The sequence below is a fragment of the Streptomyces gobitricini genome, from assembly GCF_039532985.1.
Classification (GTDB): domain Bacteria; phylum Actinomycetota; class Actinomycetes; order Streptomycetales; family Streptomycetaceae; genus Streptomyces; species Streptomyces gobitricini.
Genome location: NZ_BAAASR010000024.1, coordinates 122,909 through 138,175, shown reverse-complemented (window position 1 = coordinate 138,175; position 15,267 = coordinate 122,909). Strand labels below are relative to the sequence as shown.

At 71.9% G+C, this 15,267-nt stretch carries 12 protein-coding genes; 6 read left to right on the top strand and 6 right to left on the bottom strand.

Annotation, left to right across the window (positions count from 1 at the left end; translation table 11 throughout):
- The first annotated feature begins 211 nt into the window (after window positions 1-211).
- The 4 genes from ABD347_RS22045 (at window position 212) to ABD347_RS22030 (ending at window position 4,402) form a co-directional block, all read left to right on the top strand.
- The gene (locus tag ABD347_RS22045) at window positions 212-1,189 is read left to right on the top strand and encodes a tetratricopeptide repeat protein (RefSeq protein ID WP_344363990.1); all 978 of its coding nucleotides are present in this window, start codon (window positions 212-214) and stop codon (window positions 1,187-1,189) included.
- Between the two features lie 588 nt (window positions 1,190-1,777).
- Window positions 1,778-2,425 carry a DUF6230 family protein gene (locus tag ABD347_RS22040; protein ID WP_344363989.1) on the top strand — a complete coding sequence of 216 codons (648 nt, stop codon included), beginning with the start codon at window positions 1,778-1,780 and terminating at the stop codon, window positions 2,423-2,425.
- A 122-nt stretch (window positions 2,426-2,547) separates the two neighbouring features.
- Window positions 2,548-3,105 carry a DUF6114 domain-containing protein gene (locus ABD347_RS22035; protein WP_344363987.1) on the top strand — a complete coding sequence of 186 codons (558 nt, stop codon included), beginning with the start codon at window positions 2,548-2,550 and terminating at the stop codon, window positions 3,103-3,105.
- Window positions 3,095-4,402, top strand: coding sequence for a hypothetical protein (locus tag ABD347_RS22030; protein ID WP_344363986.1), 1,308 nt, complete (start codon window positions 3,095-3,097; stop codon window positions 4,400-4,402). The genes ABD347_RS22035 and ABD347_RS22030 overlap by 11 nt, the downstream gene beginning before the upstream one ends.
- 266 nt (window positions 4,403-4,668) lie before the next feature.
- Here the strand turns inward: ABD347_RS22030 and pyk are convergent, their stop codons facing one another.
- From pyk to pta, 3 genes are all read right to left on the bottom strand, one after another.
- Window positions 4,669-6,099: a pyruvate kinase gene (pyk, locus tag ABD347_RS22025; RefSeq protein WP_344363984.1), complete on the bottom strand. Its 1,431-nt coding sequence runs from the start codon at window positions 6,097-6,099 to the stop codon at window positions 4,669-4,671.
- Window positions 6,100-6,187: 88 nt separating this feature from the next.
- A complete protein-coding gene (locus tag ABD347_RS22020) occupies window positions 6,188-7,408 on the bottom strand; it encodes an acetate kinase (protein ID WP_344363982.1) in 1,221 nt (406 codons plus the stop codon).
- Window positions 7,409-7,437: 29 nt separating this feature from the next.
- Window positions 7,438-9,516, bottom strand: a complete 2,079-nt coding sequence (gene pta / locus ABD347_RS22015) for a phosphate acetyltransferase (RefSeq protein ID WP_344363979.1) — start codon at window positions 9,514-9,516, stop codon at window positions 7,438-7,440.
- 259 nt (window positions 9,517-9,775) lie between these two features.
- Here pta and ABD347_RS22010 point away from each other — a divergent pair, with 259 nt between their 5' ends.
- Window positions 9,776-10,801: an ATP-dependent 6-phosphofructokinase gene (locus ABD347_RS22010; RefSeq protein WP_344363978.1), complete on the top strand. Its 1,026-nt coding sequence runs from the start codon at window positions 9,776-9,778 to the stop codon at window positions 10,799-10,801.
- Window positions 10,802-10,982: 181 nt separating this feature from the next.
- Complete coding sequence (locus ABD347_RS22005) at window positions 10,983-12,044, top strand: RICIN domain-containing protein (RefSeq protein WP_344363976.1); 1,062 nt, start codon at window positions 10,983-10,985, stop codon at window positions 12,042-12,044.
- A 4-nt stretch (window positions 12,045-12,048) separates the two neighbouring features.
- Here the strand turns inward: ABD347_RS22005 and ABD347_RS22000 are convergent, their stop codons facing one another.
- From ABD347_RS22000 to ABD347_RS21990, 3 genes are all read right to left on the bottom strand, one after another.
- Window positions 12,049-12,744, bottom strand: coding sequence for a helix-turn-helix domain-containing protein (locus ABD347_RS22000; RefSeq protein WP_425575734.1), 696 nt, complete (start codon window positions 12,742-12,744; stop codon window positions 12,049-12,051).
- A 100-nt stretch (window positions 12,745-12,844) separates the two neighbouring features.
- The gene (locus ABD347_RS21995; protein WP_344363974.1) at window positions 12,845-13,549 is read right to left on the bottom strand and encodes a response regulator; all 705 of its coding nucleotides are present in this window, start codon (window positions 13,547-13,549) and stop codon (window positions 12,845-12,847) included.
- Window positions 13,546-15,198 (bottom strand): sensor histidine kinase, encoded by a 1,653-nt coding sequence (locus ABD347_RS21990; protein ID WP_344363971.1) that lies wholly within the window; start codon window positions 15,196-15,198, stop codon window positions 13,546-13,548. Before ABD347_RS21990 ends, ABD347_RS21995 begins: the two co-directional genes overlap by 4 nt.
- Between the last annotated feature and the right edge of the window lie 69 nt (window positions 15,199-15,267).

Here is a 15,267-nt window from a genome sequence, read left to right as displayed (position 1 = left end):
GGTCCGCGATCGGGGTTACGCTACGACCCGTAGCGAAAGGCTTTGAGCGGCCAGGAGCGACAACCACAGGCGCCAGGGTGGGGACCCGGCGCCGAAAACACCGCTGGACCGCGTACGTCCGTACGCCCCGCACACCGGCGGGGGGCGCGCGGGCGGTCGCGGTTCGGCCATGGCTTAACGGTTACGCGCGCGGAAGGGGGAGGATGTACCCATGCAGCCTAGGAACATGTCCATGAGCGGCGTCGTCGACCTCGCCGCGGTGAAGGCGGCCGGAGAGGCCAAGGCGAAGGCGGAGCAGGCGCGCGCCCAGGCCGCCCGGGAGGGCGGCGGCGGAGCCGTACCCCCGTCGGCCCTGGTGATCGATGTCGACGAGGCGGGGTTCGAGCGCGACATCCTCCAGCGCTCCACCGAGGTCCCGGTCGTCATCGACTTCTGGGCCGAGTGGTGCGAGCCGTGCAAGCAGCTCGGTCCGCTGCTGGAGCGGCTGGCCGCCGAGTACAACGGCCGGTTCGTGCTCGCCAAGATCGACGTCGACGCCAACCAGATGTTGATGCAGCAGTTCGGGATCCAGGGGATCCCGGCCGTTTTCGCGGTGGTCGCCGGTCAGGCGCTGCCGCTGTTCCAGGGGGCGGCGCCCGAGGCGCAGATCCGCCAGACCCTGGACGAGCTGATCCGGGTGGGGGAGGAGCGCTTCGGCCTCACCGGCATCACGGTCGACGGGGACCCGGCCGCGGCCGGTTCGCCGGCGGCGGCCCCGGCGCAGCCGGCCGGCCCGTACGACGCGCTGCTGGAGGCGGCGGCGCGGGCGCTGGACGCCAACGACTTCGGCGGTGCGGTCCAGGCGTACAAGAACGTCCTGGTCGACGACCCCGGCAACACGGAGGCCAAGCTGGGCCTCGCCCAGGCGGAGCTCCTCTCCCGGGTGCAGGGCATGGACCCGCAGGTGGTCCGCAAGAACGCGGCGGACGACCCGGCCGACGTACCGGCCCAGCTCGCCGCCGCCGACCTGGACCTGGTGGGCGGTCATGTGGAGGACGCCTTCGGCCGGCTCGTCGACACCGTGCGCCGTACGGCGGGTGCCGACCGCGACACGGCGCGGGTGCGGTTGCTGGAGCTCTTCGAGGTCATCGGCCCCGACGACCCGCGCGTCACCAAGGCCCGTGCGGCGCTCGCCCGGGTGCTCTTCTGACGTACTGAACCCCCGCCGGAACACCGGCGATTTGGCGACACGGTGACAAAAGGCGGCCGCGCTTTACCAAAACTTGGTAATAGCGGCCGCCTGTTACTTGCAGTAAGTCAACACCCTCTTTATGTCCGGCTTTTGCCGATGAAATCACCTTCTGTCGAACCCGTGAGTAGCACCCTGAGTGCCTGGGCGACATCACCCCGTCGTGGCGCGGTTATCCACCCGTTACTAGCCAGTAATGAAGCCTCTTGTGCCGACGCCGTGAATGCACCACGATCGGCCACGCTCGGTCCAATCCCGTACCAGCCCGGCAACCAGCCGCGCTCACGGGGGCGGGTCCCCACCGAGCGGGCCGGCGACACTGCCGCCGGCTCCGGACAGGGGGGTTCCTGCCCCTCCGGGCAGGGCCTGTCCGAGCAGGGTTGCGCGAAGGCGTGGCCAGTGGTTGTCGCTCGGGGGTGATCGCCGGTGATTCGGACGCGGCTCGCGCCTGATCCACGGGCGCTCTCCTTCCCGAGGACGTAGCACTTCTCCCATCCCAGGACGGGCCCCGGCCCCTCCGGAGATGTACGTCCGAGAAGGAGGAAATCTATGAAGTCCCAGGTTCGCGGCGGGACCAGATGGAAGCGGTTCGCCGTCGTCATGGTGCCGAGCGTGGCCGCGACGGCCGCGATAGGTATCGGCCTGGCACAGGGAGCGCTGGCGGCGTCGTTCAGCATCTCCGGCCAGGAGTTCAAGGTCAGGGCGAAGAGCCTCGAAGGCAACGACTTCGTCCAGTACGGCAACATCGTCAAGGGCAAGGACCTCCACGGCAAGGGGTTCTGGGAGCCTGTCGGCGTCTCGGGCTTCAGTGAGGCCTGGATCACCGACATGTGCCAGTCGGTCGTCACGCCGGTGCCGCTCCTCGGCAACGTCAGCCTGGAACTGCGCGCGGGTACGGACCCGGCCGCGGCGAAGGACAAGAACAAGCGCGTCTACGCCAAGGACATCTACCTCGATGTCTCGGAGCTGGAGGCCGACGCCGAGTTCGGCAACATCGACATCGGTGTTGCCGCCGGTTCGCTGAAGAACCCGGGCATCCAGCCCGGTACCGAGGCCGCGGCCCAGGGCTTCTCCCAGCGTGCGAAGACCGCGAAGCTCGACAACGTCAAGCAGAAGGCGTGGGCGACCACGGCCGGCACCTTCCGGCTGCCCGACCTCAGCCTGAAGCTGCACAAGGGCACCAAGGAGTGCTTCTAGGCCTAGGCCCGGAGCCGGCCGGGCGGGTGGTGCCGCGCGCGACGCGGCCCGCCCGGCCGGAGCCCTTGGCGCTGCCTTTCACCACTTTTCTCAGCAACACCGCTTCCAGGGAGCTGTTTTCCATGAGCGCCGAGTCCACTGGTTCCCGCGGATTCGCCTACTGGCGGCTGCGCTTCCGTGCGTGGCGGGGCAACCGGCCTTTCTGGGGCGGGCTGCTCACCATGCTCGGTGGCGTACCGATCGCCTATCTGCCCTACGCCGACATGCGGCTCGGCAACATGACGATCGCCATGTCCACCACCGCCGGCGCGGGATCCCTGATCATCGGCGTCCTGCTGATCACGCTCGGCCTGACCATGTGGTTCCACGCCATCGTGCGGGTGTTCGCCGGTGTCGCCGCCATCGTCCTGGCGCTCGTGTCCCTGCCGGTGGCCAACATCGGTGGCTTCCTGGCCGGCTTCCTGTGCGCCCTGATCGGTGGTGCTCTGTCGGTGTCGTGGGTGCCCGGTGAACCGGTGGCGGAGGAGGCGACGGACGCAGCCGGCCTGCCGGAGGGCGGCGAAAAGGTCTTTCCGTCCGCCGACGAGAGGGCCGACGCGCTCTCGGCGGCCGTGTCCCCGCGGACGAACGCGAACGACACCACGATCGACGCCAACGGCGGGAGGAACAGTGCGGGGTGACGACATACAGCCCGCGACGAGAAAGGGACCGCGCCACGCGGCCCCGAAGAAGTCGCTGCTGACCAAGCTCCAGGCGCCGGCCGGGAGGGCGATAGCCCTGGCCGCGATGCCCACCGCCGTACTCGTCGGCCTCGGTATGACCCCCAAGCCGGCCGTCGCCGATGAGAAGGACATCCCCTTCGCGCCCGGCCCGTGTGTGACACGGTCGGACGAGCCGTCGGAGTCCGAGAAGCCGTCGGAGTCCGAGTCCCCGGCGCCCGAGCCGTCGCGGAGCGCGACCCAGAGGCCCGGGGCGGACGAGGAGAAGGAGCCGTCACCCGGCACCGGCTCGTCCACGAGCGACACGGAGGAGGAGGCCACCACCGAGCCCAAGACCGGTGTCACCAAGCCTCCGGGCGGCACGGGCCCGGCTCCCTCCACGACGCCCGCTCCCACCCCTACCCCGACGCCCGAGCCGACAGAGACCAGGAACCCGCTGGATCCGCTGGGCATCGGTGACGCGATCAAGGACGTCTTCGACGGCCCGGACGAGGAGCCGACGGCCACCCCGTCGGCCGAAGCGCCCACGACGGCGGCCCCGCCCACGCTGCCGACGCCGGAGAAGCCCGCCACCGCCGAGCCGTCGGAGCAGCCGCCGGCGAGCGGGCCCACGGAGAAGCCGGCCGGGAAGGACGAGGAGGCCGTCGACCGGGCCAAGGAAGCGATCAAGGACGCCGCCGACAAGGCGGGTGCCGAGGTCGAGGAGCTTCCGGAGGACGTCAAGGGGCTCGACCCCAAGGAGGACGAGGACATCCCCGACGGCGCCAAGCCGCGCTTCCCCTGCCCGACCGCCGACCCCGAGGCCCTCGCCGCCGCCGAGCTGGAGCCCGGCATCCCGCTGCTCCCCGACGAGCCGTGGAGGCTGGAGAGCACCATGCTCACCCTGCGGGGCCTGGACTACCACGGCATCGTGGAGGTCAAGACGTACGGTGGCGAGGTCAAGAAGGTGCTGAAGTTCACCGCGAGCGAGGTCGACATCAAGGACCTCCACCAGCTGACCGTCCACTCCGAGGGCCACACGGGCCACGTGACGTCCCGCCCCGGCTCCACGTCCACCATCCGGGGCGGCACGGTGACGATGTACACGGAGGAGCTGAAGGGCAACCTCTTCGGCATCATCCCGATCACCTTCAGCCCCGAGACCCCGCCCCCGCTGAACGTTCCCTTCGCCTTCTTCACCGACGTGAAGGTGACACAGGCCGGTCAGTTCGGCGGCACCCTCGCGGTGCCGGGCCTGAAGAACTTCATCGAGGGCTGACCACGGACCCTTCCGGGAGCCGCACAGCGCGACGGCCTCCCACCCTCTCGGGGCGGGAGGCCGTGTGCTCCACGAGGGCGGCACCGGGTACGACGATGCCCCGGTACGTCACCGGCGTACCGGGGGCGCATCCCCGCTTCCCCCTCCGGAGGCCCGGCGGTCACCGCATGCCGGCCGGTGCGGCGGGAAGGGCGATCACCCGCCAGTACGCGAAGGGGCCGCGCCTTCGAAGTACGGAAGGCGCGGCCCCTTGCATGGGGAGGCCGTCAGGAGGCGGACTGGCCGCCCAGGTGGTGGACGCGGACCATGTTCGTGGTGCCGGGGACGCCGGGGGGCGAGCCGGCGGTGATGATCATGGTGTCGCCCTCGTTGTGGCGCTGGAGCTTCAGCAGTTCCGCGTCCACGAGGTCGACCATCGCGTCGGTGTTGTCGACATGGGGGACCACGAAGGACTCGACGCCCCAGCTCAGGGCGAGCTGGTTGCGGGTGGAGACCTCCGTCGTGAAGGCGAGGATCGGCTGCTGCGCGCGGTAGCGGGAGAGGCGGCGCGCGGTGTCACCGGACTTGGTGAAGGCGATGAGGGCCTTGCCGTCCAGGAAGTCCGCGATCTCGGCGGCCGCGCGGGCGACCGAGCCGCCCTGGGTGCGGGGCTTCTTGCCGGGGACCAGGGGCTGGAGGCCCTTGGAGAGGAGCTCCTCCTCCGCGGCCACGACGATCTTCGACATCGTCTTGACGGTCTCGATCGGGTAGGCGCCCACCGAGGACTCGGCGGACAGCATGACCGCGTCCGCGCCGTCCAGGATCGCGTTGGCGACGTCGGACGCCTCGGCGCGGGTCGGACGCGAGTTGGTGATCATGGACTCCATCATCTGGGTCGCCACGATCACCGGCTTGGCGTTGCGGCGGCACATCTCGATGAGGCGCTTCTGCACCATCGGCACCCGCTCCAGCGGGTACTCGACGGCCAGGTCGCCACGGGCCACCATCACGCCGTCGAACGCCATCACGACGTCCTGCATGTTCTCGACGGCCTGCGGCTTCTCCACCTTGGCGATGACCGGCACGCGGCGGCCGACCTCGTCCATCACCTTGTGGACGTCCTTGACGTCGTCGGCGTCGCGCACGAAGGACAGGGCGACCAGGTCGCAGCCCATCCGCAGGGCGAAGCGCAGGTCCTCGATGTCCTTCTCGGACAGGGCCGGGACGTTCACGGCGGCACCCGGCAGGTTGATGCCCTTGTGGTCGGAGATGACCCCGCCCTCGACGACGATCGACTTGACGCGCTGGCCGTCGACCTCGATGACGCGCAGCTCGACGTTGCCGTCGTTGATCAGGATCTGGTCGCCCTTGGAGACGTCGGCGGGCAGGCCCTTGTACGTGGTGCCGCAGATGGACTTGTCACCGGGGACGTCCTCGGTGGTGATGGTGAACTCGTCCCCGCGGACCAGCTCGACCGGTCCCTCGGCGAACGTTTCCAGACGGATCTTGGGGCCCTGGAGGTCGGCGAGGACGCCCACGGCGCGGCCGGTGTCCTCGGCGGCCTGACGGAGACGGTGATACCGCTCCTCGTGCTCAGCGTGGGATCCGTGGCTCATGTTGAAACGGGCCACGTTCATACCGGCCTCGATGAGAGCTTTCAGCTGCTCGTACGAGTCGACGGCGGGGCCCAGTGTGCAGACGATTTTGGAACGGCGCATAAGGCGGATCCTATCGGTTTGTTTCACTGCGGAATATTCCGTCTGGTGGAATGTACAAATGGGCGGACCGGCGCTCAATCGTGGGGGCTCAATGGGCCGGTGAAGTGACCAGCGAGTAGGTTTGCTGCGCGATTTCCAGCTCCTCGTCCGTCGGCACCACGGCGACCGCCACCCGCGCGTACTCCGGCGAGATCAGCCGGGGCTCCGCCGAGCGCACCGCGTTGAGGCCCGAGTCCACCGCCAGACCCAGCTCCTCCAGGCCGGCGACGGCAGCTTCCCGCACCGGCGCCGCGTTCTCACCGACCCCCGCCGTGAAGACCACCGCGTCCACCCGGCCGAGCACCGCGTAATAGGCGCCGATGTACTTCTTCAACCGGTGGATGTAAATGTCGAACGCGAGCCGCGCCCGCTCGTCGCCCTCGTCGATCCGCCGGCGGATCTCCCGCATGTCATTGTCGCCGCAAAGCCCCACCAATCCGCTCTTCTTGTTCAACAGGACATCGATCTCGTCGGTCGACATTCCGGCCACCCGCTCCAGGTGGAAAACGACCGCCGGATCGACGTCGCCCGAGCGGGTACCCATCACGAGCCCCTCCAAGGGGGTCAGGCCCATCGAGGTGTCCACGCACCGGCCGCCCGCGACCGCCGACGCCGAGGCGCCGTTGCCCAGGTGCAGCACGATCACGTTCACCTCGGCCGGGTCCTTGCCCAGCAGTCCCGCGACCCGGCGGGAGACGTACGCGTGCGACGTGCCGTGGAAGCCGTAGCGCCGGATCCGGTGGGCGTCGGCGGTCTCGACGTCGATCGCGTACCGCGCCGCGTGCTCCGGCATCGTGGTGTGGAACGCCGTGTCGAACACCGCCACCTGGGGGAGGTCCGGGCGCAGTGCCCGGGCGGTGCGGATGCCCGTGACGTTCGCCGGGTTGTGCAGCGGCGCGACCGGGATCAGGCGCTCGATCTCGGCGAGGACCTCGTCCGTGATGACGGTGGGCGCCGAGAACCGCAGGCCGCCGTGGACCACCCGGTGCCCGATCGCCGCCAGGTCCGGCGAGTCCAGGCCGAGTCCGTCCGCCGCCAGCTCCTCGGCGACCGCCTTCAGCGCCGCCTCGTGGTCGGCGATCGGGGCCGTACGCTCCCGCGGGTCGAGGTCGCCGCCGGTCAGCGGGGTGTGGACCAGGCGGGAGCTCTCCTCGCCGATCCGCTCGACGAGCCCGACAGCCAGGCGTGCGCCGTCGCGCATGTCGAGCAGCTGGTACTTCACCGACGACGAGCCGGAGTTGAGGACGAGGACCCGGGTCGGGTTGCTCATGGGTTCGGTGCTTTCTGCCGTACGGGCGGTCATGCGGACGCGGTGGGCTGGGACTGGATCGCGGTGATCGCGACGGTGTTCACGATGTCGCTGACGAGCGCGCCGCGCGACAGGTCGTTGACCGGCTTGCGCAGGCCCTGGAGGACCGGGCCGACCGCCACGGCGCCGGCCGAGCGCTGGACGGCCTTGTAGGTGTTGTTGCCGGTGTTCAGGTCCGGGAAGATCAGCACCGTCGCCTGGCCGGCCACCTCCGAGCCCGGCAGCTTGGTCGCCGCGACGGACGGCTCGACGGCCGCGTCGTACTGGATGGGGCCCTCGATCTTCAGCTCCGGGTGCGCCTCGCGGACCAGCTTCGTCGCCTCGCGCACCTTGTCGACGTCCGCGCCGGAGCCCGAGGTGCCGGTCGAGTACGACAGCATCGCGATCCGCGGCTCCACACCGAACCGGGCGGCCGTGGCCGCCGACTGGACGGCGATGTCGGCGAGCTGCTCCGCGTTCGGGTCCGGGTTGACCGCGCAGTCCCCGTACACCAGCACCCGGTCGGCCAGGCACATGAAGAAGACGGAGGAGACGATCGACGCCTCCCGCTTGGTCTTGATGATCTCGAACGCGGGGCGGATGGTGGCCGCCGTGGAGTGCACCGAGCCCGACACCATGCCGTCGGCCAGGCCCTCCTGCACCATCAGCGTGCCGAAGTAGTTGACGTCCGACACCACGTCGTACGCCAGCTCCACGCTGACGCCCTTGTGGGCCCGCAGCTCGGCGTACCGCTCGGCGAACCGCTGACGCATGTCGCTCGTCGACGGGTCGATCAGCCGGGTGTCCTTGAGGTCGATGCCGAGGTCGGCGGCCTTCTTCCGGATCACCTCGCCGTCACCCAGCAGCGTCAGTTCGCACACGTCACGGCGTACGAGGACGTCGGCGGCGCGCAGCACCCGCTCCTCCTCGCCCTCCGGCAGCACCACCCGGCGCCGGTCCGCCCGCGCCTGCTCCAGCAGGTCGTGCTCGAACATCATCGGCGTGACCCGGCCGGTGCGCGCCACCGAGACCCGCTTCAGCAGGTCGCCCGTGTCCACGTGCCGCTCGAAGAGCCCGAGTGCGGTCTCCGCCTTCCGGGGCGTCGCCGCGTTCATCTTGCCCTCCAGCGAGAACAGCTCGGCCGCCGTCGGGAAGCTGTTGCCGCTCACCGAGATCACCGGTGTGCCCGGGGCGAGCCGGCCGGCGAGGGTGAGGATCTCCCGGCTCGGCCGTTCGTTCAGGGTCAGCAGGACGCCCGCGATCGGCGGCGTCCCGGCCGAGTGGGCGGCCAGCGCACCCACCACCAGGTCGGCGCGGTCGCCCGGGGTGACGACCAGGCAGCCGGGGGTCAGGGCGTTGAGGAAGTTCGGCAGCAGGGCGCCGCCGAAGACGAAGTCCAGGGCGTCGCGCGCCAGTCCGGAGTCGTCGCCCAGCACCACCTCGGCGCCCAGCGCCTGGGTGATCTGAGCGACCGTGGGCGCGGACAGCGCCGGCTCGTCGGGGAGCACGTAGCAGGGGACGGGCAGCCGGGCGGCGAGACGCTCGGCGATGACGTCGCGGTCCTCGGGCGCCACCCGGTTGGCGACCATGGCGAGGACGTCGCAGCCGAGGCTCTCGTAGGCCCGGAACGCGTTGCGCGTCTCGGCGCGGACGGCCTCGGCGCTCTGGCCCTTGCCGCCGACCACGGGTATCACCGAGGCGCCGAACTCGTTGGCGAGCCGGGCGTTCACCGCCAGCTCCTCGGGCAGCTGGGTGGCGTGGAAGTCGGTGCCGAGCACCAGCACGACCTCGTACTCCCGCGCCACCCGGTGGAACCGCTCGACCAGCTGCGCGACCAGCTCGTCCGTGCCCTTCTCGGCCTGGAGGGCGGACGCCTCCTGGTAGTCCATGCCGTACACGGTGGCGGGGTCCTGGGAGAGCCGGTAGCGCACCCGCAGCAGGTCGAAGAGGCGGTCGGGGCCGTCGTGCACCAGCGGCCGGAACACCCCCACGCGGTCCACCTGGCGGGTCAGGAGCTCCATGACTCCCAGCTCCACGACCTGCCGGCCGTCCCCGCGGTCGATCCCGGTCACGTACACGCTGCGCGCCACGCAAGCTCTCCTGTCGAAGGTAGAAGGTCGTAGTCGAACAAAGGTGTGAACAAAAATACCCTGCAAGGGTGGCAATACCCTCTTGACAATACCTCTGCCGCTGGGTAGGGCGCCCACGGGGCGTCCGGCCTGCGGGGACGGGGGAACCCGGGCGCGGAGGGCACTTCCGGACGGGCGGCGTGAGCGCGGGCGGGACGCCCGCCGTGGGACAATTCGGTAAGGGCCCCCCGTACCACTACCGAGCAGGAGACACGGCACGATGCGCATCGGAGTTCTCACCGCAGGCGGCGACTGCCCCGGCCTGAACGCAGTGATCCGGTCGGTCGTGCACCGTGCCATGACCGGCCACGGCGACGAGGTGATCGGCTTCGAGGACGGGTTCAAAGGTCTGCTCGACGGTCACTACCGTCCTCTCGACCTGAACGCGGTCAGCGGCATCCTCGCCCGTGGCGGCACCATTCTCGGCTCCGCCCGCCTGGAGCGCGCGCGGCTGCAGGAGGCCGCCGAGAACTGCGACGAGTTGCAGCGGCGGTACGGCGTCGACGTCCTCATCCCCATCGGCGGCGAGGGCACGCTGACCGCCGCCCGGATGCTGTCGGACGCCGGGATGCCCGTGGTCGGCGTACCGAAGACCATCGACAACGACATCTCCTCCACCGACCGCACCTTCGGGTTCGACACGGCCGTGATGGTGGCGACGGAGGCCATAGACCGTCTGAAGACCACCGCCGAGTCCCACCAGCGGGTGATGGTCGTGGAGGTGATGGGCCGGCACGCCGGGTGGATCGCGCTGGAGTCCGGCATGGCGGGCGGCGCGCACGGCATCTGCCTGCCCGAGCGGCCCTTCGAGGTCGACGACCTGGTGAAGATGGTGGAGGAGCGGTTCGCGCGCGGCAAGAAGTTCGCCGTCATCTGTGTCGCGGAGGGCGCGCATCCGGCGGAGGGTTCGATGGAGTACGCCAAGGGCGCCATCGACCAGTTCGGCCACGAGCGCTTCCAGGGCATCGGCAACCGGCTCGCCGCGGAGCTGGAGAAGCGGCTCGGCAAGGAGGCCCGCCCGGTCATCCTCGGCCACGTCCAGCGGGGCGGCGTGCCGACCGCCTACGACCGGGTCCTCGCGACCCGCTTCGGCTGGCACGCGGTCGAAGCGGCCCACCGCGGCGAGTTCGGCAACATGACGGCGCTGCGGGGGACCGATGTCGTGATGGTGCCGCTCGCGGAGGCGGTCACCCGGCTGAAGACGGTGCCGGCGAGCCGGATGTACGAGGCGGAGTCGGTCTTCTGACGCCGTTCCTCCCCGTTCTCCCCACGGCCTTGATCGCCTCCCCGTAGGCGATCAAGGCCGTTTTCCCCTCTTGAGCCGGGTCGCGGAATCGACCAGGCTTACGAGTGACCGGGACATGCCCCCGCACTCCGCTTCGGCGCGGGGCATGGGGGTGTGGGAGGAACGGCCCGAGGGAGGGCGCATGGCCGACGGGGAGCAGGCCCCCGACCCCCGCGCGGTGCGTGACTCGGCGGGGTTCGTCGCGCGGCTCCAGGCGCTCATGGACTGGTCGGGCCTGACCTGCGGGGAGCTGGCGGCCCGCGCGGAGGCGGCCGGTGACGTCCTGCCCCGCTCCTCCGTCGCGAACATGCTCGCCGGCTCCACGGTGCCGGGCGAGGACCTGCTCCAGGCGTTCGTCCGCGCGTGCGGCGCCGGTCCCGAGGCGCTGGAGCACTGGCTCGCCGTGCGCGAGGAACTGGCGGTACGGGGCCGCCACGGCGGTACGGGCGGGCAGGTCCTCTCCTGGCCGGGTGCCTCGCAGCGCGCCGGGCCCGCGTCGGCGCCGGGCATGGCGCCCGCCGGGGAGGCCGCTGCGGCCGAGGCCGCCGGTGGGGGCGACGGCAGCGGAGGTCGCGGGGGTGGTGGCAGCGGCGGTGGCGGCGCGTCCGCCGCCTCCGGAGCGTCCCCGTGGCGGCGCCTGGCCGTACCGGTGCCGGCCGTCCTCGCGCTCGTGGTCGCCGCCTTCACGGTCGTGACGTTCGTGCGCGGTGACGATCCCGGGCACCGCGTGACGGGCGCCGGGGTGACCGCGCCGTCCGCGGGGCCCGTACGGATACGGGCCGTGCACTCGGGCCTCTGCCTCGACGAGCGGCGGGGGCGGGAGAGCGGGCGGGTGTACCAAGTGGCGTGCGGCGGGGCGGAGGTGCCGCGCTACTCCCTCGTACCGCTGGCCGGCGGCCTGTGGCGGCTCCACTCGGACCGCCCCGGCGCGGGGACCGGTTGTGCCGGTTTCCCCGTGGAGGCCGCCGAGCAGGACGGGGCGCCCCTGGTGGACCAGGAGTGCGGCAGGCGGGGGCCGCGCGAGACGTTCCGTATAGAGACCTTCGCCGGTCCCGGCGGGGGCCACCGCATCCGGTCGGCGCACTCGGGGCTGTGCCTGGAGGTACGGGACGGCTCGTCCGAGCCGTGGACGGACGTCGTCCAACGGCCGTGCGACGACACCGGCGCGGGGCAGCTCTTCAGCTTCGACCGGCGCCGGGAGTAGGACGTCACAGCCGGGCCAGCTCCCAGAAGTGCTCCACCACCCGAGCCAGGTACTCCCGGCCCGCCTCGCCGCCGCTGTCGCCGGTCACGCCGGAACCCCAGCTGTTCGTCGCCACCATCCGCGACTGGTAGTCGGCGTACAGCTGCTGGAGCACGTCCTCCAGGTGGCGGCGGTCCATCGGCAGCAGCTTCGCCGCCGGTTTGACGTACGCCTGCCAGCGCGTCGTCGCCGCGCTGCGCAGCAGGTCCGCCAGCTCCTGGTCCCGGCCGGTCGCCGTGATGAGCTCCCGCGGGCCGAGGGACAGCGCCTCGGCGAGAGCGGCGGTCTGGCGCTCGTTGCCGCGCCAGCGGCCGGACTCCTCCATGCGGAGGTACGCCTTGGGGTCCAGGCCGACGCGGCGGGCGAGGTCCTCGGGCGCGATGGCCCGCGCCATGCGGTGCTCGCGCAGCGTCGTCGCGGCGGCCAGCAGCTCGCCGGGCGAGCACCACAGGACACCGGCGAGGGCGGTGAGCTCGCGCGCGTCGGGAGCGGCGACGCCACGTTCCCACGCGATGACCGTCTCGGGCGGCACGCCGAGGCCGTACTGGGCGCGCAGGCCGTAGGCGACGTGCGCGGGGGCCATTCCCAGCGCCTCACGCAGGCGGCGCGCGGCGAGGGCGTTGAACGGGGGGGACGGGGAAGAGGGGTGCACGCCGCACACCGTAGGAGCAGAGGGTGACTCCTGGCTACCGTGGGTTCACCCAAGGCCAAATGTCGTAGGAACGTCCAGAAGTGCCGCTCCTGCCCTACCTGGCGGTAATTTACCCTGTCCCCGGCGTGGACGGCACCCAGCGGTACTGCAGCTCCGGGCGCCCCACCTGGCCGTACTGCGGGCTGCGTTCGGCCCGTCCGGAGGTGACGAGGTGCTCCAGGTAGCGCCGGGCGGTGATCCGCGAGATGCCGACCGCCGTCCCGGCCTCGGTGGCCGTGAGCCCGGTGTCCGCAGCGCGGAGGGTACGGGTCACGGCGGCCAGCGTGGGCGCGCTGAGCCCCTTGGGAAGGGCGGCGGGCTGTGGTGTGCGCAGCGCGGCGAGCGCCCGGTCCACCTCGTCCTGGCCCGACGCCTCCCCGGCGGCCGCGCGGAACTCGGCGTACCGGGTGAGGCGGTCGCGCAGGGTGGCGAAGGTGAACGGCTTCAGCACGTACTGGACCACGCCGAGCGAGACGCCCTCGCGGACGATCGCCAGGTCGCGGGCGGAGGTGACCGCGATGACGTCGGCGTGGTGGCCGGCGGCCCGCAGCGACCGCAACAGGTGCAGACCGTGCCCGTCCGGCAGGTACAGGTCGAGGAGGATCAGGTCGACGGCCGTCCGCTCCAGCAGCCGTACCGCGGCGGCCCGCGAGTGGGCCACCCCGACGACGGCGAAGCCCGCCACCCGGCCCGCGTACAGGGCGTGGGCGTCCGCCGCGACGGGGTCGTCCTCCACCACCAGGACCCTGATGGCCGGCCCGGGTCTCGCCGTCACGACGCCACCCCCACGCCCCGCCCGGCGCCGCCCGCCGAAACCCGCGCGCCCGCCGCCCCGGCCGGGCCCAGGGGCAGGCGGACGGTGAACTCCGCACCGCCGTCCGGGCCGTGGCCCAGCTCGACGGCGCCCCGCGCCCGGTGCGCTGCCTGACGGACGAGGGCGAGCCCCAGGCCCCGGCCCGGGCCACGGGTGGACCACCCGCTTTCGAAGACGGCCTCGTGGTCGGCCGGGCCGACGCCGGGGCCGGAGTCGGCGACCCGCAACAGCAGCTCGCCGGCGTCCTCGTCCGCCCGCGCGGTCACCATGACACGCGCCACCGGGCTGCCCTGGGCGGCCTCCAGGGCGTTGTCGATCAGGTTGCCCAGGATCGTCACCAGGTCACGCGCCGGGAGCGACGGCGGCAGGACACCGTCGTCCATCCGGCTGTCCTCCGTCAGCACCAGCTCCACACCCCGCTCGTTCGCCCGGGCCGCCTTGCCCAGCAGCAGGGCGGCCAGTACCGGCTCGCCGACCGCGTCGACCACCCGGTCCGTCAGCGCCTGCGCCAGCTCCAGTTCGGCCGTCGCGAACTCCACCGCCTCCTGCACACGCCCCAGTTCGATCAGTGACACGACCGTGTGCAGCCGGTTCGCCGCCTCATGGGCCTGTGACCGCAGCGCCTGGGTGAACCCGCGCTCCGAGTCCAGCTCGCCCGACAGCGCCTGCAACTCCGTGTGGTCCCGCAGCGTCACCACCGTCCCGCGCCGCTCCCCGCCCACCACCGGCCGGGTGGAGACCACCAGCACGCGGTCGGCCGTCAGGTGCAGCTCGTCCACCCGCGGCTCGGCACAGAGCAGCGCGCCGGTGAGCGACGGCGGCAGGCCGAGCCCGGCGACCGGGGCGCCCACCGCCTCCTCGCCCAGACCCAGCAGCTCCCGCGCCCCGTCGTTGATCAGCGCGATCCGCCGCCGGCCGTCCAGCATCACCAGGCCCTCGCGCACCGCGTGCAACGCGGCCTCGTGGTAGTCGTGCATCCGGCTCAGCTCCGCGGCGTTCATCCCGTGCGTGTGCCGCCGCAGCCGCGCGTTGATCACGTACGTCCCCGCTCCGCCGAGGGCCAGCGCCGCGCCCGCCATCCCGAGCAGGGCGGTCACCTGCCCCCGCAACTGCGCGCTGATCCGGTCGACGGTGATGCCCGCGCTGACGAGGGCGACCACCCGGCCGCGGTCGTGCACCGGCGCGACCGTCCGCACCGAGCGCCCCAGCGTTCCCCGGTACGTCTCCGAGAAGATCCGGCCCCGCCGCGCCTCCTCGATGTGCCCCAGGTACTTCTGGCCGATCCGCTCCGGCTCGGGGTGCGTCCAGCGCGTCCCGTCCGGAGCCATGATCGTCACGAAGGTCACCCCCGGCTCGCCGACGAGGGAGACGGCGTACGGCTGGAGGGCGGCGGTCGGATCCTCCGAGCGGGCCGCCGCCACGACCGCGGGGGAGCGGGCGACCGCCGTCGCGGTCGCCGTCGTCTGCCGACGCGCGGTCTCCTCGGCCTGGCCGCGGTCGTCCGCGTACGCGAACAGCGCGCACCCCGCCACGATGGCGGCGACCAGCACGACCTGCATCGCGAAGAGCTGGCCGGCGAGGCTGCGGGGGCGGGTGTGCGAGATGCGCATGGGCCAAGTCTGCCTGTCCGGAAACACGTGAACGAAAGGAACGCAACGGTGACCGCCGTCACCGGGTGA